At 48.4% G+C, this 25,230-nt stretch carries 26 protein-coding genes, 2 tRNA genes and 1 other RNA gene; 20 read left to right on the forward strand and 9 right to left on the reverse strand.

Features of this window, described 5'->3' with window-relative positions; translation table 11 throughout:
- The 11 genes from OEM52_05175 to accD all read left to right on the forward strand — a co-directional run.
- Positions 1-311, forward strand: a 311-nt coding sequence (locus tag OEM52_05175; protein ID MDK9699524.1) for a cyclic nucleotide-binding domain-containing protein, incomplete at its 5' end; no start/stop codon positions are given.
- A 27-nt stretch (positions 312-338) separates the two neighbouring features.
- Positions 339-821 carry a hypothetical protein gene (locus tag OEM52_05180; GenBank protein ID MDK9699525.1) on the forward strand — a complete coding sequence of 161 codons (483 nt, stop codon included), beginning with the start codon at positions 339-341 and terminating at the stop codon, positions 819-821.
- Positions 814-1,800, forward strand: a complete 987-nt coding sequence (gene rsgA, locus OEM52_05185) for a ribosome small subunit-dependent GTPase A (GenBank protein MDK9699526.1) — start codon at positions 814-816, stop codon at positions 1,798-1,800. Before OEM52_05180 ends, rsgA begins: the two co-directional genes overlap by 8 nt.
- Positions 1,801-1,878: 78 nt before the next feature.
- Positions 1,879-2,835, forward strand: coding sequence for a tRNA lysidine(34) synthetase TilS (gene tilS / locus OEM52_05190; GenBank protein ID MDK9699527.1), 957 nt, complete (start codon positions 1,879-1,881; stop codon positions 2,833-2,835).
- A gap of 204 nt (positions 2,836-3,039) precedes the next feature.
- On the forward strand, positions 3,040-4,941 hold the full coding sequence (ftsH, locus tag OEM52_05195) for an ATP-dependent zinc metalloprotease FtsH (protein MDK9699528.1): 1,902 nt from the start codon (positions 3,040-3,042) through the stop codon (positions 4,939-4,941).
- Positions 4,941-5,693 (forward strand): hypothetical protein, encoded by a 753-nt coding sequence (locus tag OEM52_05200; protein MDK9699529.1) that lies wholly within the window; start codon positions 4,941-4,943, stop codon positions 5,691-5,693. Before ftsH ends, OEM52_05200 begins: the two co-directional genes overlap by 1 nt.
- Positions 5,690-6,271 carry a GTP cyclohydrolase I gene (locus OEM52_05205; protein MDK9699530.1) on the forward strand — a complete coding sequence of 194 codons (582 nt, stop codon included), beginning with the start codon at positions 5,690-5,692 and terminating at the stop codon, positions 6,269-6,271. The genes OEM52_05200 and OEM52_05205 overlap by 4 nt, the downstream gene beginning before the upstream one ends.
- Positions 6,272-6,273: 2 nt before the next feature.
- Positions 6,274-7,797: a hypothetical protein gene (locus tag OEM52_05210; GenBank protein MDK9699531.1), complete on the forward strand. Its 1,524-nt coding sequence runs from the start codon at positions 6,274-6,276 to the stop codon at positions 7,795-7,797.
- Positions 7,798-7,820: 23 nt separating this feature from the next.
- A complete protein-coding gene (folP, locus tag OEM52_05215; GenBank protein MDK9699532.1) occupies positions 7,821-8,660 on the forward strand; it encodes a dihydropteroate synthase in 840 nt (279 codons plus the stop codon).
- Between the two features lie 55 nt (positions 8,661-8,715).
- Positions 8,716-9,192 carry a ribosomal protein S18-alanine N-acetyltransferase gene (rimI, locus tag OEM52_05220; protein MDK9699533.1) on the forward strand — a complete coding sequence of 159 codons (477 nt, stop codon included), beginning with the start codon at positions 8,716-8,718 and terminating at the stop codon, positions 9,190-9,192.
- 7 nt (positions 9,193-9,199) lie between these two features.
- The gene (accD, locus tag OEM52_05225; protein MDK9699534.1) at positions 9,200-10,042 is read left to right on the forward strand and encodes an acetyl-CoA carboxylase, carboxyltransferase subunit beta; all 843 of its coding nucleotides are present in this window, start codon (positions 9,200-9,202) and stop codon (positions 10,040-10,042) included.
- A gap of 141 nt (positions 10,043-10,183) precedes the next feature.
- On the opposite strand, the gene OEM52_05230 is transcribed toward accD, so the two are convergent.
- The 4 genes from OEM52_05230 to OEM52_05245 all read right to left on the reverse strand — a co-directional run bounded on the left by OEM52_05230 (position 10,184) and on the right by OEM52_05245 (position 13,901).
- Entirely contained in the window at positions 10,184-13,225 is a 3,042-nt protein-coding gene (locus tag OEM52_05230; protein ID MDK9699535.1) for a tetratricopeptide repeat protein, read from the reverse strand.
- 126 nt (positions 13,226-13,351) lie between these two features.
- Positions 13,352-13,425: transfer RNA gene (locus OEM52_05235), tRNA-Asp, on the reverse strand.
- A 142-nt stretch (positions 13,426-13,567) separates the two neighbouring features.
- Positions 13,568-13,644 (reverse strand) — tRNA-Val (locus tag OEM52_05240).
- A gap of 20 nt (positions 13,645-13,664) precedes the next feature.
- Positions 13,665-13,901, reverse strand: coding sequence for a DUF3098 domain-containing protein (locus OEM52_05245; GenBank protein MDK9699536.1), 237 nt, complete (start codon positions 13,899-13,901; stop codon positions 13,665-13,667).
- Positions 13,902-14,053: 152 nt separating this feature from the next.
- On the opposite strand from OEM52_05245, the gene OEM52_05250 reads away from it, so the two are divergent.
- The gene (locus OEM52_05250) at positions 14,054-15,907 is read left to right on the forward strand and encodes an HD domain-containing protein (GenBank protein ID MDK9699537.1); all 1,854 of its coding nucleotides are present in this window, start codon (positions 14,054-14,056) and stop codon (positions 15,905-15,907) included.
- Complete coding sequence (locus tag OEM52_05255; GenBank protein ID MDK9699538.1) at positions 15,904-16,410, forward strand: hypothetical protein; 507 nt, start codon at positions 15,904-15,906, stop codon at positions 16,408-16,410. The genes OEM52_05250 and OEM52_05255 overlap by 4 nt, the downstream gene beginning before the upstream one ends.
- A gap of 336 nt (positions 16,411-16,746) precedes the next feature.
- On the opposite strand, the gene clpP is transcribed toward OEM52_05255, so the two are convergent.
- Together clpP and OEM52_05265 are read right to left on the reverse strand one after the other, a co-directional pair.
- Positions 16,747-17,373, reverse strand: coding sequence for an ATP-dependent Clp endopeptidase proteolytic subunit ClpP (gene clpP, locus OEM52_05260; protein MDK9699539.1), 627 nt, complete (start codon positions 17,371-17,373; stop codon positions 16,747-16,749).
- 59 nt (positions 17,374-17,432) lie between these two features.
- A complete protein-coding gene (locus tag OEM52_05265; protein MDK9699540.1) occupies positions 17,433-18,329 on the reverse strand; it encodes an exopolyphosphatase in 897 nt (298 codons plus the stop codon).
- Positions 18,330-18,411: 82 nt separating this feature from the next.
- Between OEM52_05265 and OEM52_05270 the strand changes: the two genes are divergently transcribed.
- Both OEM52_05270 and ssrA read left to right on the forward strand, forming a co-directional pair.
- On the forward strand, positions 18,412-19,956 hold the full coding sequence (locus tag OEM52_05270) for a glycosyltransferase (protein MDK9699541.1): 1,545 nt from the start codon (positions 18,412-18,414) through the stop codon (positions 19,954-19,956).
- Positions 19,957-20,007: 51 nt separating this feature from the next.
- Positions 20,008-20,374: a transfer-messenger RNA gene (gene ssrA, locus OEM52_05275) on the forward strand.
- Between the two features lie 49 nt (positions 20,375-20,423).
- Here the strand turns inward: ssrA and OEM52_05280 are convergent.
- The 3 genes from OEM52_05280 to OEM52_05290 are packed head-to-tail and all read right to left on the reverse strand — an operon-like array spanning position 20,424 to position 21,837.
- Positions 20,424-20,816 (reverse strand): response regulator, encoded by a 393-nt coding sequence (locus tag OEM52_05280; protein ID MDK9699542.1) that lies wholly within the window; start codon positions 20,814-20,816, stop codon positions 20,424-20,426.
- 12 nt (positions 20,817-20,828) lie between these two features.
- Entirely contained in the window at positions 20,829-21,209 is a 381-nt protein-coding gene (locus OEM52_05285) for a divalent-cation tolerance protein CutA (protein MDK9699543.1), read from the reverse strand.
- Positions 21,202-21,837 carry a hypothetical protein gene (locus OEM52_05290; GenBank protein ID MDK9699544.1) on the reverse strand — a complete coding sequence of 212 codons (636 nt, stop codon included), beginning with the start codon at positions 21,835-21,837 and terminating at the stop codon, positions 21,202-21,204. Before OEM52_05290 ends, OEM52_05285 begins: the two co-directional genes overlap by 8 nt.
- Positions 21,838-21,914: 77 nt before the next feature.
- Between OEM52_05290 and OEM52_05295 the strand changes: the two genes are divergently transcribed.
- The 5 genes from OEM52_05295 to tsf form a co-directional block, all read left to right on the forward strand.
- Positions 21,915-22,862 (forward strand): lytic transglycosylase domain-containing protein, encoded by a 948-nt coding sequence (locus OEM52_05295; protein ID MDK9699545.1) that lies wholly within the window; start codon positions 21,915-21,917, stop codon positions 22,860-22,862.
- A gap of 89 nt (positions 22,863-22,951) precedes the next feature.
- Positions 22,952-23,404 carry a 50S ribosomal protein L13 gene (rplM, locus tag OEM52_05300; GenBank protein ID MDK9699546.1) on the forward strand — a complete coding sequence of 151 codons (453 nt, stop codon included), beginning with the start codon at positions 22,952-22,954 and terminating at the stop codon, positions 23,402-23,404.
- 34 nt (positions 23,405-23,438) lie between these two features.
- Positions 23,439-23,831 carry a 30S ribosomal protein S9 gene (gene rpsI / locus OEM52_05305; GenBank protein MDK9699547.1) on the forward strand — a complete coding sequence of 131 codons (393 nt, stop codon included), beginning with the start codon at positions 23,439-23,441 and terminating at the stop codon, positions 23,829-23,831.
- A gap of 110 nt (positions 23,832-23,941) precedes the next feature.
- Complete coding sequence (gene rpsB / locus OEM52_05310; protein ID MDK9699548.1) at positions 23,942-24,823, forward strand: 30S ribosomal protein S2; 882 nt, start codon at positions 23,942-23,944, stop codon at positions 24,821-24,823.
- Between the two features lie 154 nt (positions 24,824-24,977).
- The coding region (gene tsf / locus OEM52_05315) for a translation elongation factor Ts (protein ID MDK9699549.1) at positions 24,978-25,230 on the forward strand (253 nt) is incomplete at its 3' end.

Genomic DNA, 25,230 nt, shown 5'->3' on the forward strand with positions numbered 1-25,230 from the left:
ATACCCTTCAAGACGATGATGAACGGAATAAATCGCTTGCTCGACTGCGAGCCGATATGAACATCGTCGTTGGTGAGACCAGTTTGTTTGACGATGGTCGCCGTACCGCTACCGTTCGCGCAGTCACTGACGTAACATTAGGGTGCATTACCCGCATCGATTTAATGCGGCATTGCCAGCACCATCCGGAGTTCGGATACCGAATATTCTACAACATGGGTAAAATTCTGAGTAAGCGATTAGCTAATGCGAACATCAATATGCTTAAAATTTCAACTGCATTTGTACTCGCTTTAGAACGCGGCAGATAACCAATGGTTGGATAAGGAGTCGGTACTGTGAAAACAAACGATGAATTGCTGCATTACCGTTACCGCGGTGCTCGGGCGATGGTTTTGCTGCACGACAAAGAAATGCGGGAGTGTGTCGCAACATTGTTGCTTGCCCGATCATCTGGTATAATCATGCCACCTGCTGCCGACTCCGATTACAAATCCTACGAATCGCTGCTCGTGCATATTCTGGGTGCAGCGCGCAGTTATATGACGTGGTTTTGTGAAAAATTGGAGTTACCCGACCCCGGTATCGAACGTCCACCATCTGTTGAGAATGTGATCGAGCGTTGTTCAGACTATCTAGAACACTTGTTAACTCAATGGCGAATTCCCTTGGCGAATGTTCCTGAAGAAGCGTTCGATATAGTATTCAAGTCGCGCTGGGGAATCGAGTATTGTTTGGATGGCATGTTGGAACATGCAGTGATGCATCCGATACGGCATCGCTTTCAGATTGAGGAGTGGATGGCGGAAAAAAATGCGTAAATCCTCACCGGCAAAAAAAAGTATCGCAAAAACACCGAGCAAGGATGAACTCACTGGTTTGGTGATACAACGCGCTGGCGACCGGCTGATCGTGAATACCGACGCCGGTCTTTTTCTTTGTTCTGGACGGAAACGGTTCCGGTACTTTCACGAAACCACCGGTGGTGTTTTGGTCGGCGACAATGTTTCGATTACGGTTACGGATACCTACCCCGAGAAAACTGCCAGTGGAGTGGTAGGCGAGGGGGGGATTCGCTCGGTGGTCGAACGGAGAAATGCATTTCTTCGCGGCGATCCATTTAATCCATCGCAACCGATGGGTATCGCAGCCAACATCGATCGCATTATTGTAATCGGAGCCGTTTACGAACCGTCGACTTCCTTTGGTTTAATTGACCGACTGCTGGTAGGTGCAGAGGCGAGTGGCGTCGAGAAAATCGTTTTGGTTTGGAACAAAATCGACTTACTCGAGGATGGCGAGAAGTTTGTTAAATCCGACTTTTATCAAGAATATCAATCAATTGGGTATCCCGTCATTGGTGTTTCCGCTGCAACCGGAGCGGTGTCGCCATTACTGAAAAACATCGAATCGGGACGGTCGTTGCTCCTCGGAGCGTCCGGGGTCGGAAAATCGACGTTACTCAATTGTTTGATACCTGGGTTGCAGTTAACGACCAATCCAATCTCGGAAGCTACCGGGAAAGGTGTACATACGACGACCGTTGCCAGGATGTTAACCTTACCTTCCGGAGCTGAGATTATCGATACCCCCGGGGTAAGAAGTTTAACGTTAGTGGGCATCACAAATGAGTATGTACAGTTCTTTCCAGAGTTTCGCGAATTCATGGGGAAATGCAAATACTCCAATTGCAGTCACATCGACGATGCCGGATGCGCAATACGGGCGGCAATGGATGCCGGTGTCATCCGGGAGTTCCGGTACAACTCTTTCCGCGACTTAACGTTGAATGAATCCTAACGTTATCGATACAACTGTGTTGTCATCAATTTCTACTATATTTTATGACATCAAACGAATTGAGTGGATTATTTCGTAATGCTATATTGCAAGGGAGTTCCTGAGAATGCTTTGCTCGCTGTTTCCGGCGGTGGTGACAGTATGGCGTTACTGTACATGATGACTGAGCAGAAAATTCCGTTTGCGGTCGGGCACATCCAACATGGGGAAACGATTCCACAGATAGCTGCCGCTGAATTGGTCGAATTAACGGCACGGAAGTTACAACTGCCTTATCATGTAAAAGCTGTATCAGCGCCGAGTCGTGGGGGTTCCGGTTACGAGGCAAAAGCCCGAAAGTTGCGCTACCAAGCGTTTAGCGAATGGATAATACAATTCGGGTATACTGCGGTCGCCACCGCGCATACGCTGGATGATGTAGCCGAAACCGTAGCCATCGCCACATATCGTAAACAGGGCATTGTAGCCTTAGCAGGAATACCGGAGAATCGGACAATCCAGATTTCCCCGGGGACTACGACCCAGGTTGTTCGACCGTTAATAAATTATCTGCGACAGGAGTTGCGCGATTGGCTGGAAAGCCGCAATTTGGAATGGTTTGAGGATCCAACGAACCTTGATCCCACTTATGGGTTGCGGAACCGGATTCGTTACGAATGGAGTAAGCTGTCGCCCCTAGAGTATGCTGCAAAGATTTCCCAGCAGCTCCAAATCGCCAATTCTGCACACCGGCGGATTGTCATTGCAGAGGAAATCGTTAACGAAAGCTGGAAACATGTCGCAGAACTACACCGGAATGAGGTGCGCTTACCGACACCGTGGCTAAGGTCGCTTGATTCCGATGCGTTACAAATGGCACTTGTCAGAATCGTACGCCATTTAGGACAGGAGGCCGGCGGCTTACCGGGGGGACATCGTCGGCAATGGGAACACCTCCTGAATGTGGGCGGGTGGGGAACAGTGGGATCGCTCGGTAAAACGTTAGCGTACCGGATAACCAAGCGACAATGCTGGATCTATAAGGTTTCCGGGTGACGCCGCGGATCGTCCGGTTGTTTCCCAAGGTTTTTTCGTCTCTGCTCGTATCATTATACGGCTATTGAACGGATACAAAAGATTATGAACACACCGAATTCACGCGAACCGGAAACGCCAAGGCGTCCGCGCCCGCGTGGTGATAATAAATTTGAGTGGTCGAAAGCAACGCGCAGTATTTTCATATTGACGATACTGATACTGATGACTGCGTTGTTGTACAATGCCTTCGACCGCGGCAAAGAGCAAATGACTACCCTTGCCTATCCCCGGTTCAAAGAACTGGTGGATAATGGTCAGGTTGCGCGGGGAACGATTACCGACCGGATTTTCCTTGGTGAATTGAAACCGGGGGTCGCCGCTCGTACGGCATTGGTTCCCACCGGAAAGTTTCAGACAATTCTCCCGTATCAGGAAGTTCCGGTTGAGATTACTGACCTATGGGATGCCCAAGGGGTTGAGTATGAGTTTAAAGAGAAAACCAACAACTGGTTCTACCTCATCCTCATTAATACCCTGCCATGGGTAATCCTCATCGGCGTCTGGATTTTCCTCTTGAGGAGAATGCAAGGCGGCGGCGGCGGTTCCCGTGGTGTCTTCAATTTCGGAAAATCCCGAGCAAAGCTCATCACGGAAAATAAAAACAAGGTCACCTTTGAAGATGTTGCTGGTGCCGATGAAGCGAAAGAAGAGCTAAAAGAAGTCATCGAATTTTTACGTGACCCGAAAAAATTCACCCGGCTTGGTGGTAAAGTTCCGAAGGGCGTATTGATGTTAGGCCCTCCCGGTACTGGAAAAACTTTGTTAGCCCGTGCCGTTGCAGGGGAAGCCGATGTTCCATTCTTTTCGATGAGTGGAGCCGACTTTGTTGAGATGTTTGTCGGTGTCGGTGCAAGCCGCGTCCGCGATTTATTTGAACAGGGTAAGAAACATGCCCCGTGCATCATCTTCATCGATGAAATTGATGCGGTTGGTCGTCATCGCGGCGCTGGTCTCGGCGGAGGACACGATGAGCGGGAACAGACACTGAATCAATTACTCGTCGAAATGGATGGCTTTGAATCGAACGACGGAGTAATTCTTATTGCAGCGACCAATCGTCCCGATGTATTAGATCCGGCGCTGATGCGTCCCGGTCGGTTTGACCGGCAAGTTGTAGTGGATCGTCCCGATGTTCGGGGTCGTGAAGGCATTCTTCGGGTTCATACTCGAAAAGTTCCGATTGCAAAGGATGTTGAGTTATCTGTCTTGGCAAAGGGAACGCCAGGTCTCGCTGGCGCTGAATTAGCGAATTTGGTCAACGAAGCGGCGCTTTGTGCCGCCCGTCGCGGTGCTAATAGCGTTACAATGGCAGATTTCGAGGAAGCAAAAGACAAAGTGATGATGGGGAAAGAGCGTCGTAGCTTACTTATCAACGATCAAGAAAAACGCGTTACTGCCTATCATGAAGCGGGTCACGTTTTGGTCTCCCGGTTTACTCCGGGCAGCGATCCGGTGCACAAAGTGACAATTATCCCCCGCGGGCGGGCGATGGGTCTTACCCATTATCTACCGGTTGACGAGAAACATAACTACTCCCGTGCGTATATTGAGGGATTGTTAGTTCATTTAATGGGCGGACGAGCCGCTGAAAAAATAGCGTTCGATGAGATTACAACCGGTGCTGGCAACGACATCGAAAGGGCGACCAACTTTGCCCGTAAGATGGTTTGCGAATGGGGTATGTCAGACGAGTTGGGACCACTCGCCTATGGTGCGAACGAACAGGAGATTTTCATCGGTCGGGAAGTATCTCGCCATCAAGCTTATAGCGAAGAAACTTCGGTACGAATCGATCAGGAAATCCGACGCATTGTCCAACGTGCGGCCGACCGCGCCGATGAAGTGTTACGCAGCAACATCGATTCTCTGCATGCATTAGCGAAATCGTTAATCGAGCGGGAAATCCTTGATGCCGAAGAAATTGAAATGGTAATGCAAGGCAAGGAATTGCCGCCGTTGCGAAAACTTGCATTGAGTGATCAGCCAGTCAACGAACCGAAAACACCGGATAAAACCGAGCCGCGTCCGGTAATCGAACCAGCTTGGGTGGAGAAACCAGCGTAATGAACCAGTCGGGAAAACCAGTGAACAAAGACGACGACCAGTTGCGCCAACAGATTCGGAAACGGCTGGAAGAACAGTCACAACGGCTTCAAAAGGAGATAGCTGCCTTAGAGGATCGCGAAACGAAAATTCTTGAATCGGAGCGGATGCGCCGGATTCTCGAAGAAGAACGTGATGCCTATTATACCAATCTTGGCTATGTGAAAATGATTAACGACGATGGAGCGGTTGAATGGTTGCCGCCGGCTCGGGCACAAGCCCTTGACGATAAGGTAGGCGAAGAAATCGACGATATTGAAGGCGGTCAACGAAAAGTCCGATGGTTTGCCGTTGGTTGGATAGGTGGATTCATCTTTCTCGTTTTCGTGCTATTCCTATTCTTTTGGCCGCGGCCCGGTTCTATTCGTGTAGTATGCAATGTTCCTGAAGCTCAAATCATTCTGGATTCCGATACTACACTGTTTCGTACCGATGCAATCTTAGAGGGCGTAGATCCCGGACAGCATATCGTTTCTGTATACAAGAGTGGATACCGGATTAAAGGGCCGATTTATCAGCAAGTCGAGTTAAAACGTGCCGAAGATGCCTTGATGAGTTTTGAATTGGAATTGGCACCGGAAATACCAATGCAAGCAACACAACGACAGACTTCAATTTCTGAACCGGATACAATTCTCGAGCGGATTCGCCAGCGAGCTGCTGAGATTCAAGCGAGGACAGCCTCAACAGCTGTGAATCCAGTTCAACCGTGAGTGACTTGAATAAATCCCGGATCACTGCAGCCGCGAAGGAATTGCTGGCTGGCTGTGGAATTGCGGATGATGACGATTTATCGGCAACCCCAGCTCGGGTTGCCGGATTTTACTCCGAGTTTTTCCAGCATCTCCACGAACCACCGCCGAATTTGCCTTTGTATCCGGTAACTCGCGCCCGCAGTGAAACGATTGCTTTGCATGGTATCCCGTTTTACTCCCTCTGTTCCCATCACTTGTTACCGTTTTTCGGTACGATCTCAGTTGCCTATCAACCCAATACCGATTGGGTACTTGGGTTTTCTGGTGTCGTCCATATCGTAAATTATTACGCGAACCGGCCGACGTTACAGGAAACGCTTGCCACGGCGGTTGTGAACGATATCGCTCAACGGTTTCTCAAGACGAATCCGGAAGCCCCCCCACCTTTTGTTTATGCCGAAGTGAATGCCAGGCAACTCTGTATGGAAATGCGCGGAGTGCGCACCAGCGGAATTGATGTGATTACATCCGCCCAGTCCGGTTCGCCAGTCACCGATTGGGTTGTGCATGCGAAGTCGCTCTTCACTCGGAGTTAACTTTGGCCGAAGTTTGGTACATGTTATCAGGTGGGATTCCGGGCGGATTCACTCTTTTGCTTTTCGTATTACTTTTAGCTCAATCCGCTTGGTGGTACATCGTTTATCGAAATCGGGTCACTGCCGGTTATCGCGCGGTAAAAAACTCCCTCTGGATATTCCTCGGTTGGCTTTCCCTGTTTCTACTGTTGCGTTACTGGATGCCAAGCCTAGTTTTACCGATACGATTGGCGGTTTATCCGTTAGCAGGTCCTGAATTTAAAAGTGGCTTGGGGTACCAACTCGCCCGTGAACTTGAGGAAGGAATCGCCGCGACCAATCAACGATGGTCTGTTGGTGCTTTTCGGAGATTGGGGAGTCGTCCACTACCCGCCTATTCACTATCCGATGCTGATGGAAATCTCCCGAAGCTTTTACTTCTGCAATGGATTGTCACCGGAGAATGGCAACCGGTTCCTACCCAAACCGATCAAATCACGCTGCAACTGAAACTAACGAATATCGCTACGGGGGAGAACTCCATATTTGAAAAGACCGGTAACACGAATCAGATACTTGAACAACTTGCCAATGAGATCGCAAACGCCACCGGTCATCGCAAACGACCAGCCCGTGTTGCACCGATGTCTCCATTATGGCGTTCAGTGTGTGCCCGTTCGATCATTGCCGAACCAAACGATACAACAGTTATCAAAGAGTTTGAGCAGGCATATCACAGCGATTCGTTAGCAACATCGGGATTTGCCTGGATGTTGCAGTACCGGATGCGAAGTAAAGAACTTGATCCCGAAATCCAGCGATGGGAACCGGCGATGCTAAGGTTGCTACACTACGCCGAAACGCAACCGCTGTTCTTACAAACGATGGGAGAATACTTGCGTCGTCGAGGTGATGTCGAAAAAGCGGCAGCAGCATTATTGTTGGCGCATGGTCACGCTCCCGCCAATCCCGAACCACATTTCTATCTCTCGCTCATGAGCCCATCGCAAACCCAGACCAAGTTTCAAAAGACGGCTCCCGCCCACGCAACCCGAGCGGTAGAATTAGATCCAGGCTATGAACTTGCAAGATTACGGATGTTGGAGTTCCTTCCGCCGAATCCATTACAAAACCTCTTAGCAGCAATAGTTGAGCCTGGATTGAAGATTAATCCCGATTCTCCACAGTTATTGCTTCGTAAGGCGTATTATCAACTCTCCGAAGCGAATCCCACACAAGTCTTAGTCACGTTGAATCGTGTTATCAATCTGGATTCGACTATTTCTACCGCGTATTACAATCGTGGAATTGCGTATTTGAGAATGAATGATACAACCAAAGCAATTGTAGATTTTCATAAATGCTGGGCGATGAATGGAACGGTCGAGTCCTTGTATTATCTTGGTATCATTTACGAAAATTCTGCCCAAATCGATAGTGCGATTTTCTATCTAAATCTTCGATATAAGAATTCTAGCCGGGCTACCGACGGACAGGCAACCATCATGGCGCGGGGAAAATTAGTCAATCTACTTCAAAAACGTTGAATCAACTAAGTAGCGGACATGTGATGAGACTATTCAACGGGGAAATCATCGACCTCAAGACCAAAGCCCATATTATGGGTATTCTAAATGTTACTCCCGACAGCTTTTCCGATGGTGGTGAATTTGACCAACTCACATTGGCACATCGACATGCCGAAAAACTGGTCGCAGAAGGTGCCGATTGGATCGATGTCGGTGGAGAATCGACTCGACCCGGAGCTGAACCGATTCCTGTTGCAACTGAGCTTGAGCGGGTACTACCTGTTATCCGGTCGATTCGCTCTATCCCAGGTATTCGCATATCCGTCGACACCCGAAATTCGGAAACAGCGCGGTTAGCATTACAGGAAGGTGCTGTTTTTGTAAACGATGTTAGTGGCGGATTGCACGACCCGGAAATGCTGCCGATGCTTGCAAAGACCCAATCCCCCTGTTGCATCATGCACATGCGGGGAAATCCTAGTACGATGCGTTCCCATTCCGAATACTCTAATGTAGTACAAGAAGTAACCAATGAATTGATGGAGCGGGTAGCCACTGCATTGTCGTTGGGTATTCAACCGGAGCAAATTGTGGTAGATCCCGGAATCGGGTTTGCAAAAACACCGGAGCAATCCTTTCTAATTATTTCGCAGTTAAAACAATTATGTAGGTTAGGTTTCCCGGTATTGATAGGTGCATCCCGCAAACGCTTACTTATGTTGGTTTCTGATGCGCCCCCGCGAGAGCGTCTGGGTGGCTCGATTGCATTGGCGTTAATTGCTGTCCAGAATTGTGCTGCTATCGTTCGGGTTCACGACGTTGCAGCAACGGTACAGGCTATCCGGACGTGGGAGTTCGTCAAACGTTTTGCGCAATCTTAAACGATTTCTTACATTATCCTTTCAAAGAACAATCGGTACAAGTTAGGAGAGTACGGTGTTTAGCGGTTTTGCAGGGATGGGGCAAATGGCGATTCGTGATGCGACGCTGCACGACCTCGAAACTGTGCTAACCATCGAACGGGATTCCTACCCCGACCCGTGGGGTGAGGAGTCATTCCGGTTTCTTATGATGCAGGAAAAAGGAATCGCGATAGTCGGAGCGTTTCAATTTCCGGTTGGATATGCCTTTGGCAGAGTATCCGCCGACGAAGCTGAATTACTGAACTTGGCGGTGTCCCGTCAGTATCGGAAACGTAACGTCGGCCGGTTTATTCTTGCAGAATTTCTACGCCGGTGCTGGCGATTTGGCGCCGCGAATGTTTATCTGGAAGTGCGCGTCCACAATGCCGGAGCTGTGCAATTATACCGCACAACAGGCTTTTCCATTGTGGGACGGCGAAAAGAGTATTATCAGGATGGGGAGGACGCGTTCATTATGAAATTACCGCGTAGCACCCATGTCCGTGATTGAGGCGAAGATGACTTGGTTTAAACGCGAAAAGGAAGGAATCGCTGGTGATGCACCGAAGCGTGAGACCCCAGATGGTTTGTGGGTGAAGTGCGACGGCTGCGGCGAGATTCTTTTCAAGAAAGCGGTTGCCAAAAACGAGCACGTTTGTCCGAAATGCGATTATCATTTCCGGTTGTCGGCGGAACGTTACTTTGAGTTACTATCCCCTGACGAAGTTCCGGTGGAAATTCAATTTAACGTACATCCTCAAGACCCGTTGGGATTTGTCGATACAAAGAAGTATTCCGACCGGATTGTCGATCTGAAAAAGAAAACCGGACTCGATGATACGTTGCGGGTAGCCCGTGGTCAGATGGGTTCTCATGGCGTTGTAAATGCTGTGATGGATTTTAACTATATGGGTGGTTCGCTCGGTAGCGTAACCGGTGAGATCTTTGCCCGCGGTGTAAAAATCTGTTTGGAAGAGCAACGGGCATTTTTAACAGTTGCTTGTAGCGGCGGAGCGCGGATGCAGGAAGGCGCATTAGCGCTGATGCAGTTAGCGAAGATGAGTGCATGGCTGACCAAGTTAGCCGATGCCAAACTTCCATTTATTAGCATCCTGACCAACCCCACTACGGGCGGAACCAGCGCGAGCTTTGCAATGCTGGGCGATGTCATTGTTGCCGAACCGGGTGCTGTGATTGGCTTTGCCGGTGCCCGCGTTATCAAGCAGACGATTGGACAGGATTTACCACCGGGATTCCAACGCAGCGAATTCTTACTGGAACACGGTTTTGTTGATCGCGTAGTTCATCGCAAGGACTTAGCGAAACACTGTACCCGGATCCTCGATGGCTTGATGGTGTAACAAACTTGACAAGTTTGTTTGTGAGTATGGGTGGACCTTGTGTCCACCCATTTCCATTTCTCAAACACCGTAGCTCAGACAATCCTGTCTGAGCACTTGCCAACTATCCTACTTCATTCCAATTGCAAAATAGACTCATGCTTACAACCAGTTTGTCGGCATTGGTAACCGTTCTCCGGCGACCCCTTCCTCGAGTAACTCATCCCGTAACAACAAATAATCGCTAAAAGCGCTCTCTAAAAACTGGTTCTTTTCGATGAGCTGCGTAACGTTCCCGTAAACAGAAATCGCTTGTTCAAGTTGTCCGATCTGTCGGTACAGTAGTCCCATATTCGTAAGTACATTCGCCTCGTTTAACGGAGCGTGAATTTCTTGGGTCAGCCGCAGCGAAGATAGGTAAAGCGCTTCGGCTTCGTCATAACCCCCTTGCTCGAATCGTAAATAGCCCAAATTGCTAAGTGTGATAGCCTCTTGTTGTTTGTTACCGATGTCGCGTAGAATTGTAAGAGCCTGCATAAACAATTGGTAGGATTCTTCGATGTGGGTAAGAGAGTATTCGACATTTGCCAAATTGAGTAACAACAACGCTTTTAACTTTCGGTTGTTCAATTTCAGAGCTAACGATAATGCTTCTCGGTTGCAGCGAAGACTTTCCTCGAAGTTTCCGCGATTCCGGTGTATCACACCGAGATTTGTTAATGTAGTTGCAAGCTGTGAATTCAGTTGGTTCTCACGTGCGATGGTGTTCGCTTGTAGAAAATACTGCTCCGCTTGCGAATACTGCTGTTGTGCTAAATAAACAGTTCCTAAATCATTCAAAGCTTGTACTTCGATAACAGAATTATGAACTTTTCGTGAAATTTCGATTGCCTCGTGCAACAAACTAATTGAATGAGTGTGATTTCCTTTCCGTTCGATCAGGGTTGCCAACGAGCACATCGATGCGGCTCTTCGGTCATCCCAATGGTTCTTGACGGATAGTTCATACATCGTTTCAATCGTATTCTGATACTCATCAAGCTTACCGTGTAATAGGAGTAGACTGAAAATGGGAAAAAGTGCGCGATAGTGTAAATCGTCTGTTCGCCGCGATTGCTCTAATGTTGATAGTCTTTTTATAACTTCCTCAGACCAGTAAAGCGCATCATCCAGTTGATAAAACTCGGCATGAATTTTAATTGCTTGTAGACCCCACTCAATAGTCTTTTCGCCATCATCGGCACACCGCCAATGGTGGGCGATTTGTAAAGTTGATTCATCGTCGCCCGTTTTGTGTCGTTCTTCTAAATTCTCAGCTGCACAACGATGAATAATCGCGCGATTGTGCAATAAACACGTTTCATAGGCGGCGTCGTGCAGTAAAATTTGAGTGAAGCGATAACCTGGAAGGCGGTTTGATTCACAAGTTTGAAGAAATCCTGCTTCGACAAACTTTGTAAGAGGGAGTGAACCCTGAAAACCGACTTGTAGTTTATCCGAAATCGTTTGAAACTGGCTTAACGAAAATTCGGTTCCCAACACCGAACAAAACTGCAAGCAACTTCGCTCTTGCGCCGGCATTTGATCAATGCGTGTTCGTAGCAGTGTACTTAATGTTGCCGGTATCGCATGCGGTTCTGGCGATGTCGTCGTTTGTATTTTACTTGGTGGTGTTTCTTGAGAAAGCAGGTGGTAACAAAGCTCAGTGACGAAATAGGGATTCCCTTGCGATTTCTTAGTGATTGTTTCCAACAACCGGTTTCGATTATTCTGCGGAACTTCGATTGTTGATTGTTCTAACACAAACTCAGCGAGTTGTTTCGATTCCGGTTCGGAGATTGGTAACAAATCAATTCGATGAAACAACTTTTGCGATTCTGAGGTATCCGTCTTATCACTGAAATCGTTACTATCGGATTGATTCCGGGTAGTTACGATGAATTGCATGGCTTGCTTCGAGCGGAATGTCTCTCGTAAAACTTGAAACACTTCTCGCGAAGCGCTATCGATCCACTGATAATCATCGATGGAAATGAGCAGAGGAAGTTGCGTGTCGGCAAATGCTACCATCACATCGCGGAGCGAATAAAGCGTATTTTGGTAGCGAACCGCTGGATCGATACTCGATATAGTATCATCAGTTAAGCCAAGCAGAGTCGCTATGAAGGGCTTTGCAGAGGACAGGACTGCTTGGTGGTCGCCAAGACACTCCCATGCTGACAGGAACCCGTGTTCAGTTCCATCGAAATCAAACAACTGCCTAAGTACATCCTGCCAAATCCAAAACGGTGGTTGGGCAAATGAACGAGTAGTGGTTGTAACAATTCGAAAGTGACCGGCTGGAATTCCCCGGAAGATTTCTTGCAACATTCGAGTTTTCCCGATACCGGCATCTCCGCAGAAGAACAGGATACGACAACCAGCCGATGAGAACTGCTCTGTACATTCAGTTAATGGGTAGTGTAAAAGCCTTTGAATTGACTCTTCGAGTAGACCATCGCGGCCGAACATCGGAATGGATTGTTGTCGAATCGATGAAGCTGAAGTAAGTTTTTGTGGCTCTATTAGTTGGATCGGACGGTACACGTGAACCGGTTCCCGCTTCCCCTTCACCGTGATGAATCCTAAATCTGTCCAGTGAAACCATAGTTGGCAGATTTGGTATACTTGCTCAGTAACCAGAACGGTGTTGACTTCGGCATTCGATTCCATCCGTGAAGCGAGATTTACTTCGTCGCCCATCGCCGTGAAGTGTCCGGAAGGGTCGGGACCAACCGTTACTGTCCCATAATTAATCCCAATCCGCGCGCCGAGTTCGATTCCTTTGGAAAGCAGAATCTTGCCGATATCCTGTATCGTTGCCTGCATCTGTAATGCGCAACTTACAGCCCGTTGGCAATCGTGCTCGCTGGTTACTTTCGCACCGAACAGCGCCATGATCAGGTCGCCTTCGTATTTATCGACGTAACCGCCAAACCCTTCTACCACGCGCGAGAGCGCAACCATTACCCCGCCGATAACCTTATGAACCATTTCATGATCCATTGTTTCGGAGAGTGCGGTAAACCCTTTGATATCGAGAAAGAGAATCGCTACGTCGCGCCGCTCTCCGGGGAGGAGGACAGCGGTTTTCGCAGGAGCGATGGTAATCGTTTCGGTGAGTTTCGCTAAATCGGCTTGGAGTTGTGTTGTCCAATCTTCCATCGGAAGTTGTCCCGGATTCCCATTAAAGTATATGAGTAAGGTAAGTTTCGCTCATCGACAGGAGAAATTGAAAGTAAATGAATAAAACGAAAAAACGGTCGTTGCTTTCACAACGACCGCTTGGGGCGGGGTCGACGAGGCTCGAACTCGCAACCTCCGGCGTGACAGGCCGGCGCTCTAACCAATTGAACTACGACCCCATTATTCGTGGCAAGAAGATAACCGAATCTTTGCGAAAAATCAAATTGCCATTTTAAAGTGGGCGGTGCTTGGCTCGAATAACCAGCAATACCCATCTATCCATCGGTTCGACAACACACATGATATTGTTGTCTGTCGACTTGGTGGGCGATGCCGGGCTCGAACCAGCGACCCCCTGCGTGTAAAGCAGGTGCTCTAGCCAACTGAGCTAATCGCCCAAAATTAGTACCGGAAGGTTTTACGCTTGTTTCTTCTCTTCCTCGGGACGCAAAGCTAACCCTAACGGAATGAAAATGCAATAGCCGAGCACAAGTAGAATCGGCGCTACTGTTAACGAAAGCGGATTGTTGTAAGGACCTTGCATCAAACAGATGTATCCGATGATGAGCGTCCCGACGCCAATTCCTAACCAACGCCAGTTCCGTTTCCCAAACAGCGGACGATCGTGAAGTAACGCTTTTTTTTGTTTCGCCATGGTTTCTCCTAAGCCAACAATGGTACGAAGAGTTAACGTATCCAGTCAAGTAGTTGTTCCAAACCACAACCTACCCTCCGAGGTGTTCAAATTTCCTTTGAGAAATTGGTCGAGGTATCTATTTTACTTTGTTTATCGTGAGAGAAGAGTATATGAGCGCTCCACAACTAATACTTAATGTCGGTGATCAACTGATTAGCAGGCTGCGAGAACAGTGTCAGAATCACAACGAAGTTGCCCATCAGATTTCGCAAGTAGCCGAAGACTTGAATGCCTTGTTGCAAGCGCATACCGAGCAGATAAACCGGTTGGCGAAGATTGGCGCGGCCCTCGGAGCGGAACGTGACATCCCAACTCTGCTCGAAATGATTCTGATGGAAGCGGTACGGCTCAATCATGCCGACGGTGGGACTTTCTACCTTGTCCAAAATGATGATAAAGGCGATCCTGTATCCCTCAAATGGGTGGTCATGCAAAATACCACCCTTAAAACTTGGAGCGGTGGAACAAGTGGTGTCCCAATCCCCTTTGCTGATGTTCCTCTGTACATCGATGGCGCTGAGAATCACAGTAATGTCAGCGCACATGTTGCCCTTACCGGTAGAATCATAAATCTCCCTGACGTCTATGTCGCTGAAGGATTCGATTTTCGCGGAACCCGCATATTCGATGAGAAAACCGGTTACCGCAGTAAATCAATGCTGGTCTTTCCGTTGCGCAATCATGAGAACGAAATCGTTGCTGTGATGCAATTAATCAACGTGACCGACAGTAATGGCACGATTTTTCCGTTTGCGAAAGAGAACGAGTTACTGACCCTGTCGCTGGCAACCCAAGCTGCAGTTGCAATAACCAACGCGCGGTTGATTCGTTCGCTGGAAGAATTATTCGATGCTTTCATCAAAGCGATTGCGCAATCGATTGACGCAAAAGACGAAGTCACCGGTGGCCACATTTCACGGGTCGCTGAGTTAACGATGCGCATAGCGAAAGCGGTGAATGAGTCGAACGAGGGTGGATATGGGCAAGTTCACTTCAATTCCGATGAAATGCGGGAATTGTCGATAGCGGCATGGCTTCATGACACCGGAAAAATCACAACTCCTGAAACGGTAATGTTTAAGGCGACCAAGCTGGAAGCCTATGTCGACCGGGTCGATAATGTGAAACTCCGCTTTGAATTGGCAAGAGCTCTTCGTGAAAACCTAGCACTTCGCGATAAACTTACCCTTTGCGAAGTTACCGAGGAGAAACAAAAATCGTTCTCACTCATTGACACCGATCTATCATTGGAACTCGAAAAAATCGGGAATTGGTGGCGGATGATTGAGCAACAAAATCTCGGAATGGAGTTCTTAAAACCGGAAGTCGGTCAGCAAATCAAAGACGTCGCAAGTTATGAATTTGAAGTACCGGAAACTGTCGCTCTCAAGCGGAATGTTCCTTATCATGGTTATCTCTCGCGATTGACATGGGAAGCTTATCAACCCTACGTCGGTCCGCGTGAGCAGAAGCAAATGCCGATTGAGAATGCAAAACGCCGCCTGTTATCCAAAGATGAAGAACGAAACTTATTGATTTCACGCGGAACGATTAACGAAGACGAATTGGCGAAGATGCGCGACCATGTTGTCCAAACAATGAATATTCTTGAGCAACTTCCCTTCCCCCGTAAACTTCGCCGGGTACCGGAGTATGCAGGCGGTCATCATGAGTTCATTAATGGAAAGGGCTATCCCAAGGGTCTGGCTGGACCATCGTTACCATTGCAATCGCGCATTATGGCACTCGCTGATATCTTTGAGGCACTCTCTGCTGCTGACCGTCCTTATAAGAAAGCGAAGCCAATGAGTGAGGTACTCAAAATCCTGGGCTTTATGGTGAAAGGTGGGGAAATTGATGCCGATATCTTCGATGTCTTTATCAAGAGCGGCGTGATGGCGGGCTACACCAAAGAGTTCATCATGGAAAATCAAATTGACATCGATTTGGTAACAGGAAAATGAAACAACACATACTCCTTCTTGGATTTGCACTCGCATTATCCGCGACAACCGCAGTTGGTTGCAGTCCCAAAGCGTGTAACTGCGGTTCCGAGGGCAAAACCTCTGTATCGAAAGCAGCGACTACTGCGACTGCTGCCATTGATTCCAGCGCGGCTGCAACCGCTCTGCTGAAAACTTACGCGTGGCGTAATCTAATGCCGTCGACCGATCCTGAACCAAAACCGGTGCGGTTGCAATTGACGTGGAAAGTGACCGGTCCCGGACGAATTGTAGAACCGGAAGTAACAATTCTTAAGGCGGGAAAACCAGTGGAAATCAATCGTCGCGAGCTGACCGCTTTCCCGCAATCCAAAACGCAATTGGCGGAAAACGATACACATGAATATCGTATGCAATGCGAATTCAGCGATCCCGGTGGAACATCCCTCGAACTTCAATGGTTTGATCTGCATAGTGGACAATGGTTTACGAGCGACAGTATAGAAATTCAGATCGTCCAATAACCAACGTCATCGATACAAGGGTAGGGGAGGGCTCCCATGCCCTCCCGTTGCAGTCGGGGCGTATGGCTTACGCCCTCTTCCAATTTGGAGGTTAGGCAATTCGCTTCGAATCACGGAACGTAATCCTGCCTGTCACAAAGGATACTCTGTAGGACAGACACTCTTGTCTGTCCACCGTAGCGCTGACAATCCTGTCTGGGAAAAGAAACAGGAGGTTAGGCAATCCTGCCTGACCAGTCATTCCGAACCTACAGTTACATACTCATTGGCAATAAAAAAACGGACTACCTCTCGGTAGTCCGTTCTCATTTCGTGAACAGGAAGCAATCAAGAAAACTACTTCTTCTTTCCCTTTGCAGCATGTTCCTTTGACGCATTATCGGCTTGCTTCGAGATGACTGAATCGATTAAACCATACTTCACCGCTTCTTCCGGATTCATGTAATTGTTCCGGTCGGTATCTTTCTCAATAACTTCAATCGATTGTCCAGTATGCTTAGAAAGGAGCAAATTCAACTGCTTTTTAATCTTCAGAATTTCTTCTGCTTCGATTAAAATATCCGACGCCTGTCCACGTGCACCACCCGATGGTTGATGTATCATGATCCGCGAATTTGGTAATGCCAGCCGTTTACCGGGTTCGCCGGCGGCCAGCAGTAACGCCGCCATAGATGCTGCCATTCCCGTGCAAATCGTACTCACCGGGGAGCGGACATACTGCATGGTATCGTAAATCGCCATTCCGGCGGTAACCATTCCTCCCGGGCTATTGATGTAAAGTGCGATTTCCTTTTCCGGGTCTTCAGCGTCGAGGAACAACAACTGCGCGACGACTAACGAAGCAATCATATCGTCGATAGGTGTTCCTAAAAAGATGATCCGCTCTTTTAACAAGCGGCTGAAAATATCGAATGCCCGTTCTCCACGACCGGTCTGTTCGATTACCATTGGTACGAGACTCATACAATCCTTTCCTCATTCGGTACGTTACGATAGTTATACGCAGCGACCATCGAATTCGTTCAACTGGCGGCTTGAATTTTGGTCAACAACTCGCGATACACTGCTTCTTCTTTGCCAAAAGGAACGTGTACCGAACCCGCCGCCGTATGACCGCCGCCGCCGTATTGCGTTAACAATTCTCCTAAGTTAACGGTCGAACGGGTATTCAAAATCGAGCGTCCCAATGATATTTTTACCATGTGACCTTTTTCATTGTGAACTTCCGCTAATTTGATCGAGACTTCGGCGGCGGGAAACATCCCATACACTAAGAATCGGTTTTCAGCAGGAACCCGTTCGAGTCCGCGTAGATCGGTCACCACAACCATCTTTTCCAATCGGGAACGTGAAGAAATCGCATCACGGTACTCGTCCAGTTCCGAAAGAACGACATGAGCACGCTGTGCCGTTTCCGATTCCTGCAATACTGGTTCCACTTCTCCGTTAGCCTCGAATAGCAAATTAATCAATTTCCGCCAATATGGCTCATCTGCCGGCTTTTTGGGATTGATCGTTAACTCAAGCAGAAAATATCCCGACGGATTCGCAATTTCCTCAGCGGTGATGGTAGCGCTATCCACCCGGTCGGTCTCGACTACCATTCTATCACAACCGGGAAATCTGTTGTGACCATAGTAGTCGTAAACCACTCGAGCTGCCGACGGCGCTACCGCCCATTTTCCCGGACGCGGCACTTTCGGTTCGTTCGAGGCATGGTGATCAAACCACAACGCGCACCCTTCGGCATAGGGTAGATTGGTAATGATATCGTTACTTTGAATCGCAAGTTCACCGTGTTGCAACGGAAACGCCTCAGTGAAACGATAATCCGAAACGGTTACGACATGGCGTAACAATACGGCACAAGCGATTCCGTCCAAATCGGCGCGGGTTACTATTCGCATCGGAGTCATCATTAATTGTTTTCCTTACAGTCGAACGAAGCTAAATTACATCGCAATATGATTCGACGGTCGCGGAAAAGCAAAGGCGCAACGGATGAACCGAATTGTAGTTTTAGGTGATGGACTGTTCGTGCCGGAGTTGCTTCGGCGAAGCATCGAAGTCGTACACTTGCACCCGGCGTCCGAAACTACCCCATTCCCTTTAGAACACTGGACTGGCTTAGAAATCGCCAAGTATTTGCTGCCCAATGACATCCTGTTAATTTCCGGGGCGATTTCGCCTGTCGTATTTCCTGCAAGTTTCGAGAATATTCGAAATCCAGTTGTTTGCTATCTTCCCGATGCGCCGCTCCACCGGTTTTGGATGAGCCGGGCGGCAACCTCTCTTACTCGATTAGTCGTTGATCAACCGCAGGAAGTTTCGTTCTATCGTAAGCTTGGCATAAATGCCGAGTGGTTGCCGCTCGCCGCCGACCCGACGCTGTATCATGCAGGAAATCGCGCGTGGAACGACCGTGACATTGATTTTCTCTTTGTCGGTACAGTTGATCCCGCTCGACGGCTTAAACGTTCCAAACTGCTGAAAATCATCCAAAGCGTAGTAGCAGTCACAATCCTTGATGGTGGCGGTAACCGTTCCGTTCCGGCTGATGAAGTTGCGGAATACTACCGGCGAGCAAAAGTCATTATCAATGAGAATATGTTTCCTTCTGTGAATTTGCGGATGTTTGAAGCAATGGCGTCCGGTGCAATGCTTTTCACTGAGGAGACAGATTGTTGTTGGTCGAGGTTGTTTACCGATGGCAAGCACTTCCTCACTTTCAACGCCGAAAACCTCCGAGAGCGTGTTCGTTGGATCAAGCAAAATCTCGCCTCTGAAGTAAAAATCATCGCTGAGGTAGGGAGGCGAGAGGTTGAAAACCATCATTTGCTATCCAACCGCGTCGATCAACTGCTTGCAGTTCTGTTAGCTTTGCCTTCCAATGACAATCCATTATCACGTTTGCATCCCGGCGTTCCGTTACGAATGGCGCTCCGCTGGAGTCTACACCCCCAGCGGGATATCTGGTTACAGAGTAGTCTCTCTTTGCTCGCAGAGGATTCTACTACTTTCGATAAAGAAAGCTGGTTGGATCGAGTAGCGCTGATGCATGTTTTACAAAAAGACAATGCGCTGCTCGACACACTCAAGGAAGCAATCAAACAGCATCCCAATTCGCTTCGTCTGCGCGTAGCAATCGCATGGCAACAAATTGCGGCTGGATCCAACAATGGCTATGCCCATCTTCGCCAAGCCTTGCGAATCGCTGGTTACGAAGATTTCTCGGATACCCGGTTACGAACTGAGTTGGGGTATTGTCACTTTGCTACTGCCAATCTTCTCACTGTTATCGGTGAAGATTTCGATCCCGGATTTCTCCGAAAAAAACTTCCGGTGTTTCTCTGGAAAGCGATGGAACATTATCAACAAGCTGTGGAGCTTTCCCCAGACGATGAGGAAATCCGGTGTACTTTCGCAAGATTTCTACAGGAACGGTTTGCGGTGGAAGAAGCTGCCTATCTATTGGAACACGCTCCCAATCTAACCGTGCGGATTCGGGAAGCGCTTGCGTTGTTACAACCTGAGCTTTGCCGCTAACCGATAGTCGATCTTGCAAACTGGAAGGATGCTACGTAACATAGTACAGTAGGGGGCGACTGGCTTCGACGGGGTCGGAGTGGTCGTACTTTGCAGGCCGAGGATGGTTGAATCCTCGTTAATCACGCAACCAACACTCAGAAGTGCCGACGATTACTCGTACGCACTGGCAGCCTAATCCCCAGAGGAAAGAGGCTCCCGGCGACCCAAACCCGCGCCCAACCGGTTTGGTTAGCCGTCATTTCGATGGGCTGGCATTACGTGCGTCGTAACGCGTAGTGTAAGATTTTTTTACGGCTGGCTGCTTTGAAGTAGGGCGTGGGCTCCCTTAGCAGTAAGAAATAAACCCGTCCTAAGCCTGTAGTAGGGTGCGATGGCACGAGTTCGGACGTGGGTTCGATTCCCACCGCCTCCACAAATAAAAAGCGCAGATTTTATCTGCGCTTTTTTTACGGGCATTGATTGAGTTACTGCTCTGCTTCCATCTCCTGATCGTCCATCTGAATGTTGCCAATCGATAGGATTAACTCTGATACGTCAAATGGTTTTTGCAAAAATCCATCTGGTTTGTAACGAAGTGATTGAAGTAACTGCTTAAAGTGAGAATATCCTGTAATAAGCATTACCGGCATTTCTACTTTATCTTTTTTTACTTTTGCCAGCAATTCCAGTCCATTCATACGAGGCATGTAGATATCGGTGATGATTAAATCGAATTTTTCGCGTTTGAATAACTCATATGCATCTAAACCATCTCGTGCACCGACCGCTTCCCAACCAACGGTTGAGATTATCTCGCTTAAAAGTCGCACGATTTCTACTTCATCGTCGACGATTAGAACGCGTAAACGGCGTGGCATGCAACACTCCTGTTACGAGTCATTAGAATCACTTGAACTTGATACATCAACATTTTGAATTAACCACTGATGGTACTCATGATTGATCGCTGCAATCTCGAAGATTACAATTTCAGGAACATCATGTCGGTGATGTTGTTTGATGTAATCAGATACCGACAGACTACGATCTCTGGTTGTTTTGATTAACCAGAGATTCTCATGCTCGGAAACGATTTTTCCTTGCCAGTGGTAACTGGATTCGGCTGCAGGGATCCGGGTTACACAGGCTGCCAATCGCTGTGCCAGTAAATCTTTCATCCACTCTGCCGGATCGTCGAAACGGGTGGATGTCATTAGCAACACTGGATCGTTTAGCATTCTAGGTGTCGTTTGACCGATGGCATCAAACATGAATCAGCTTTTTAGCAATTTTGATAGTTATCCACTCAGTGCCGTTCCATACTTTAAATTGAGTATTCGCTTCGCCTTCCTGCTGCTTCCCGTATTGTGGTCCTTTGCCTTGTATTGGTGGGCGAACAACCGGTTGCGGTCGAATTGGCGGTGCTTGCGGTGGCGGTGCTGCTGGTTTCACCGGAGTTGCTTGAACTACTGGAACCGGCTTAGCTGCCTTAACAACTTGTTCGACTGGATCGATTGTGAGCTTCTCTGGTAAGGTTGGAAGAACAGATGATCCGATTTTCTTTTTCACCTTTAGCAGTTTCACCGAAACCGCTTTTTGCGAAACACCGAAGTGTGTGGCAATCTTCTCCGAGCGCCATCCCATCCGATGCATATCGAGCAGTTGCAACTCTTCCTCGGGAGTCCACTTCTTCGCTTCTCCGCCAATCGAGGCGCGTTGTCGCGGAATCGACATTACATCGGATACGCCGCTCTTTCGCATCGCCTGTCGAAGTTTTTGTAACTTAACCGCTACAGACTTTGTGGTCACACCATACTTCTTCGCGAGTTGATCGATTGAATGAAGGGATGAAAGGTGAAAAAGTTGGGCCTCTTCGTCGGCCGTCCATCGCTTCGGCATAGTGTGCTCCCCATATTTAAAAAAGTTTGTGTTGAACCGAATGTAAGCTTTGCCTCTGGGAGGGTCAAGTCAAAATCATGGAAACGATAAGAAAGATAGTGTTTTCTTGTGGGATTACACTATTCGCTGGATATCTGTTTTGCGAATATGCCTTCGCAAAGAGTTTTGTCCTACCCGAAAAACTCACTTTTGCCGGTCAGACGGTGCCACTGGAGCGACAAGTAGTTCGCGAACATTTCGATGCTTTGTACACAAGTATGTGCTACAACAATCCGGGGCAATCGCGGCTCTGGTTGAGGCGCGAACAACGGATACTACCGACGATTCGCAAAATTATCGTCAATGCTGGACTCCCGGAAGACTTTGTTTATCTCGTTGTTGCCGAAAGTGATATGTTGCCCAGGGCATTATCGCCGGCAGGCGCATACAGCTATTGGCAATTCATGCCCGGCACCGGTAAGGATGAGGGGCTTGATACTCACCTGGCATTAGATGAACGCGGCGATTTAGTCAAGGCAACCCTTGCCGCCTGCAACCATTTGAAAGAACTCTATCAGGCGTTCGGTAAGGACTGGTTCTTAGCGATGGCCGCTTACAATAACGGAAGAAAAAATGTTGAAACCATGCTAAAAGCGCAACATGCGAAAACCTATTGGGACGCATGGTCGAACAACGAAACAGCAACTTATGTTCCGCGAATCATACTGATAAAGACGCTCTTTGAAAACCCCGCGTTGTTTGGAATTGAGCCGGGTGAAATCGTACCATATCCCGAGTTCTCGGTTGACCGGATATCGTTTACCTTACCAGAATCTGTTATGTTTGCAACCGTGTGCGATTGGGCAGAAACCGATTATCGAACGATGCTTACTCTCAATCCCCAAATCTATCGTACATCATACTTAAAAGACGTCACACTGCCAAAGAACATTGCGATGCACGTGGACGTTCCTAAGAGCAAAGTGAATGGATTTCTAAAACGATTGGATGATTTTATCAAGTTGAACAAAGCACAAAAAAAGTGAGCTCTGGGAGTGCTTGCGTCCGCTACTCCGTTAGAGTATCTTTCTTGGCTTTCACCGAATAAGACGGTGAGTCGCAGGATTGTAGGGAAATGAAGACACAACATTTAAACAATGCCGCCGTTGAGCGGAAATGGTATACGATCGATGCCGATGGCATGGTTCTCGGACGGTTATCGTCGGAAATCGCTCGCATCTTGCGCGGCAAGCACAAGGCGATTTGGTCTCCGCATGTCGATACCGGTGACTTTGTCATAGTGGTGAACGCTGAGAAAATTATTCTCACCGGTGGTAAAGAGAACAAGAAAGAATATTGGATTCAATCTTCTCACCCCGGCAGCAGCCATCATATACCTTATCAGACCATGCTCCACAAGCACCCCACCGAAGTGATTCGTAAAGCGGTATGGGGAATGTTGCCACGTGGCGCATTGGGAAACCGGATGATCAGTAAGCTTAAGCTGGTGGTCGGTCCGGATGCTTCGAAGTATACCGCGCAGAAGCCGGAAGTAGTCCCGGTGGACAAATTTCGCGCGATAGCGTAAGCCGATTGATTAGAGGAAGTGCGGAAACGAGTCGATGAAACCACCGTTTTTTTATGCAACTGGACGACGGAAGACTAGCGTAGCGCGGGTCTACCTATCCCTCGGTACCGGTAAGATCACCGTCAACAATAAATCGCTTTTAGAGTATTTCCGACGTGAGATATTAAAAATGACGATTATGCAACCGCTCGAGCTCCTCGATGCCGTCAGTAAATTTGACATCGAAGCGTATTGCTCTGGTGGCGGCTTATCAGGACAAGCCGGAGCTCTCCGATTAGGAATGGCCCGCGCTTTGATTGAATTTGACCCTGAGTTGAAACCGTCGTTGCGGAAACATGGATTTGTGACCCGCGACCCGCGTGCTGTTGAACGTAAGAAATACGGTCGACCCAAAGCGCGGAAGCGGTTCCAGTACTCCAAACGGTAAGATGGAGGTTAGGCATTACGTTTCAAATCACGAAGCGATACTTTGCCTGACAATGTTTTCGGAGGTTGGGTTTACATACCCGATAATCTCTCTATAGGAATAGGATTCGAATGCCGAGAGTCACAGTGGAACAACTGGTCGCAGTGCAAGCGCACTTTGGCCATCTGACAAGTAAGTGGAATCCCCGCATGAAGCCGTACATCTTCACGAAGCGGAATGGAATCCATATCATCGATTTGATGAAAACCTCGGACATGATCGACCGGGCGTGCGAAGCGGTGTTACAGATCGTCGCTGCCGGCGATCAAGTGCTGTTTGTCGGTACTAAGAAACAGGCGAAAGAGTTAGTCAAGGAACAAGCGATTCGTTGCAACTCTCCCTACGTTTGTGAACGTTGGCTCGGCGGCACCTTGACCAACTTGCAGACGATTCGCAAATCGGTCAAGACGATGCAACTGATCGAGAAACAGAAAATCGACGGCACCTACGAAAAGATTACCAAGAAAGAGCGTCTCTTCAAGGATACGCAGCTTGATAAGTTATTAAACGCATTGGGTGGAATTCGCGATATGCGCAAGCTGCCCGGTGCTCTGTTTGTTGTCGATATCCGTAACGAGGAAATCGCTGTCGCCGAAGCAACCCGGTTGGGAATTCCCGTAATCGGAATCGTTGATACCAATAGCGATCCGACTTCCGTGAAGTATCCGATTCCTGCTAACGACGACGCCTTCAAGAGCATTTGGTTGATTATGCAAGCGATCGCAAATGCCGTTATCGAAGGACAAGCGGTTTACGCCGAACGGAATCAAGGACGCGAACAGGAAATCGCCGAAGCTTCTGCTAATGAAGAAAAACAACATCGTGAACCGCGCGAACGTGGTGATCGCGGTGAGCGTGGCGGTGGCGGCGGTGGAGATCGTCCTCGTGGTCCCCGGCGACGTGATCGTGGAACACCTGCGGAAAAACCTTCCGGCGCAGCTACTACAGAATAAATTGGGGTAGCAGCAAGTTGACTGAATGGAATACGACCCCGCAATAGGGGTCGTTTCTACGTAGGGCGATTCAATTCCGATTTTGAAAAAGCAAGGCGTAAACTGGCGCCGAATCCAAAGGACAAAGGAGAATACCGTGGCAATCACTGCAAGTATGGTAAAAGAATTGAAAGAATTAACTGGCGCTGGAATGATGGACTGTAAAGCTGCGCTGGAAGCATGCGATAGCGATTTTGAACAAGCAAAAGACTGGCTGCGGAAAAAGGGAATCGCCTCGGCAGCTAAGAAATCCGGTCGAACAGCCGCTGATGGTATCATCGAAGCGCGCCATTACGACAACGGCAGTCGGGCAGCGATGGTGGAAGTGAATTGTGAAACCGATTTTGTCGCCAAGACCGAAGATTTCA

The sequence above is a fragment of the bacterium genome (assembly GCA_030247525.1).
In the GTDB taxonomy this organism is placed as follows: domain Bacteria; phylum Electryoneota; class JAOADG01; order JAOADG01; family JAOADG01; genus JAOTSC01.

Coding starts and splice junctions, on each gene's coding strand:
- rsgA (MDK9699526.1), top strand. CDS start 814: ATGCGTAAATCCTCACCGGCAAAAAAAAGTATCGCAAAAACACCGAGC.
- tilS (MDK9699527.1), top strand. CDS start 1,879: ATGCTATATTGCAAGGGAGTTCCTGAGAATGCTTTGCTCGCTGTTTCC.
- ftsH (MDK9699528.1), top strand. CDS start 3,040: ATGACTGCGTTGTTGTACAATGCCTTCGACCGCGGCAAAGAGCAAATG.
- OEM52_05200 (MDK9699529.1), top strand. CDS start 4,941: ATGAACCAGTCGGGAAAACCAGTGAACAAAGACGACGACCAGTTGCGC.
- folP (MDK9699532.1), top strand. CDS start 7,821: ATGAGACTATTCAACGGGGAAATCATCGACCTCAAGACCAAAGCCCAT.
- accD (MDK9699534.1), top strand. CDS start 9,200: ATGACTTGGTTTAAACGCGAAAAGGAAGGAATCGCTGGTGATGCACCG.
- OEM52_05230 (MDK9699535.1), bottom strand. CDS start 13,225: ATGGAAGATTGGACAACACAACTCCAAGCCGATTTAGCGAAACTCACC.
- OEM52_05245 (MDK9699536.1), bottom strand. CDS start 13,901: ATGGCGAAACAAAAAAAAGCGTTACTTCACGATCGTCCGCTGTTTGGG.
- OEM52_05250 (MDK9699537.1), top strand. CDS start 14,054: ATGAGCGCTCCACAACTAATACTTAATGTCGGTGATCAACTGATTAGC.
- OEM52_05255 (MDK9699538.1), top strand. CDS start 15,904: ATGAAACAACACATACTCCTTCTTGGATTTGCACTCGCATTATCCGCG.
- clpP (MDK9699539.1), bottom strand. CDS start 17,373: ATGAGTCTCGTACCAATGGTAATCGAACAGACCGGTCGTGGAGAACGG.
- OEM52_05265 (MDK9699540.1), bottom strand. CDS start 18,329: ATGATGACTCCGATGCGAATAGTAACCCGCGCCGATTTGGACGGAATC.
- OEM52_05270 (MDK9699541.1), top strand. CDS start 18,412: ATGAACCGAATTGTAGTTTTAGGTGATGGACTGTTCGTGCCGGAGTTG.
- OEM52_05280 (MDK9699542.1), bottom strand. CDS start 20,816: ATGCCACGCCGTTTACGCGTTCTAATCGTCGACGATGAAGTAGAAATC.
- OEM52_05285 (MDK9699543.1), bottom strand. CDS start 21,209: ATGTTTGATGCCATCGGTCAAACGACACCTAGAATGCTAAACGATCCA.
- OEM52_05290 (MDK9699544.1), bottom strand. CDS start 21,837: ATGCCGAAGCGATGGACGGCCGACGAAGAGGCCCAACTTTTTCACCTT.
- OEM52_05295 (MDK9699545.1), top strand. CDS start 21,915: ATGGAAACGATAAGAAAGATAGTGTTTTCTTGTGGGATTACACTATTC.
- rplM (MDK9699546.1), top strand. CDS start 22,952: ATGAAGACACAACATTTAAACAATGCCGCCGTTGAGCGGAAATGGTAT.
- rpsI (MDK9699547.1), top strand. CDS start 23,439: ATGAAACCACCGTTTTTTTATGCAACTGGACGACGGAAGACTAGCGTA.
- rpsB (MDK9699548.1), top strand. CDS start 23,942: ATGCCGAGAGTCACAGTGGAACAACTGGTCGCAGTGCAAGCGCACTTT.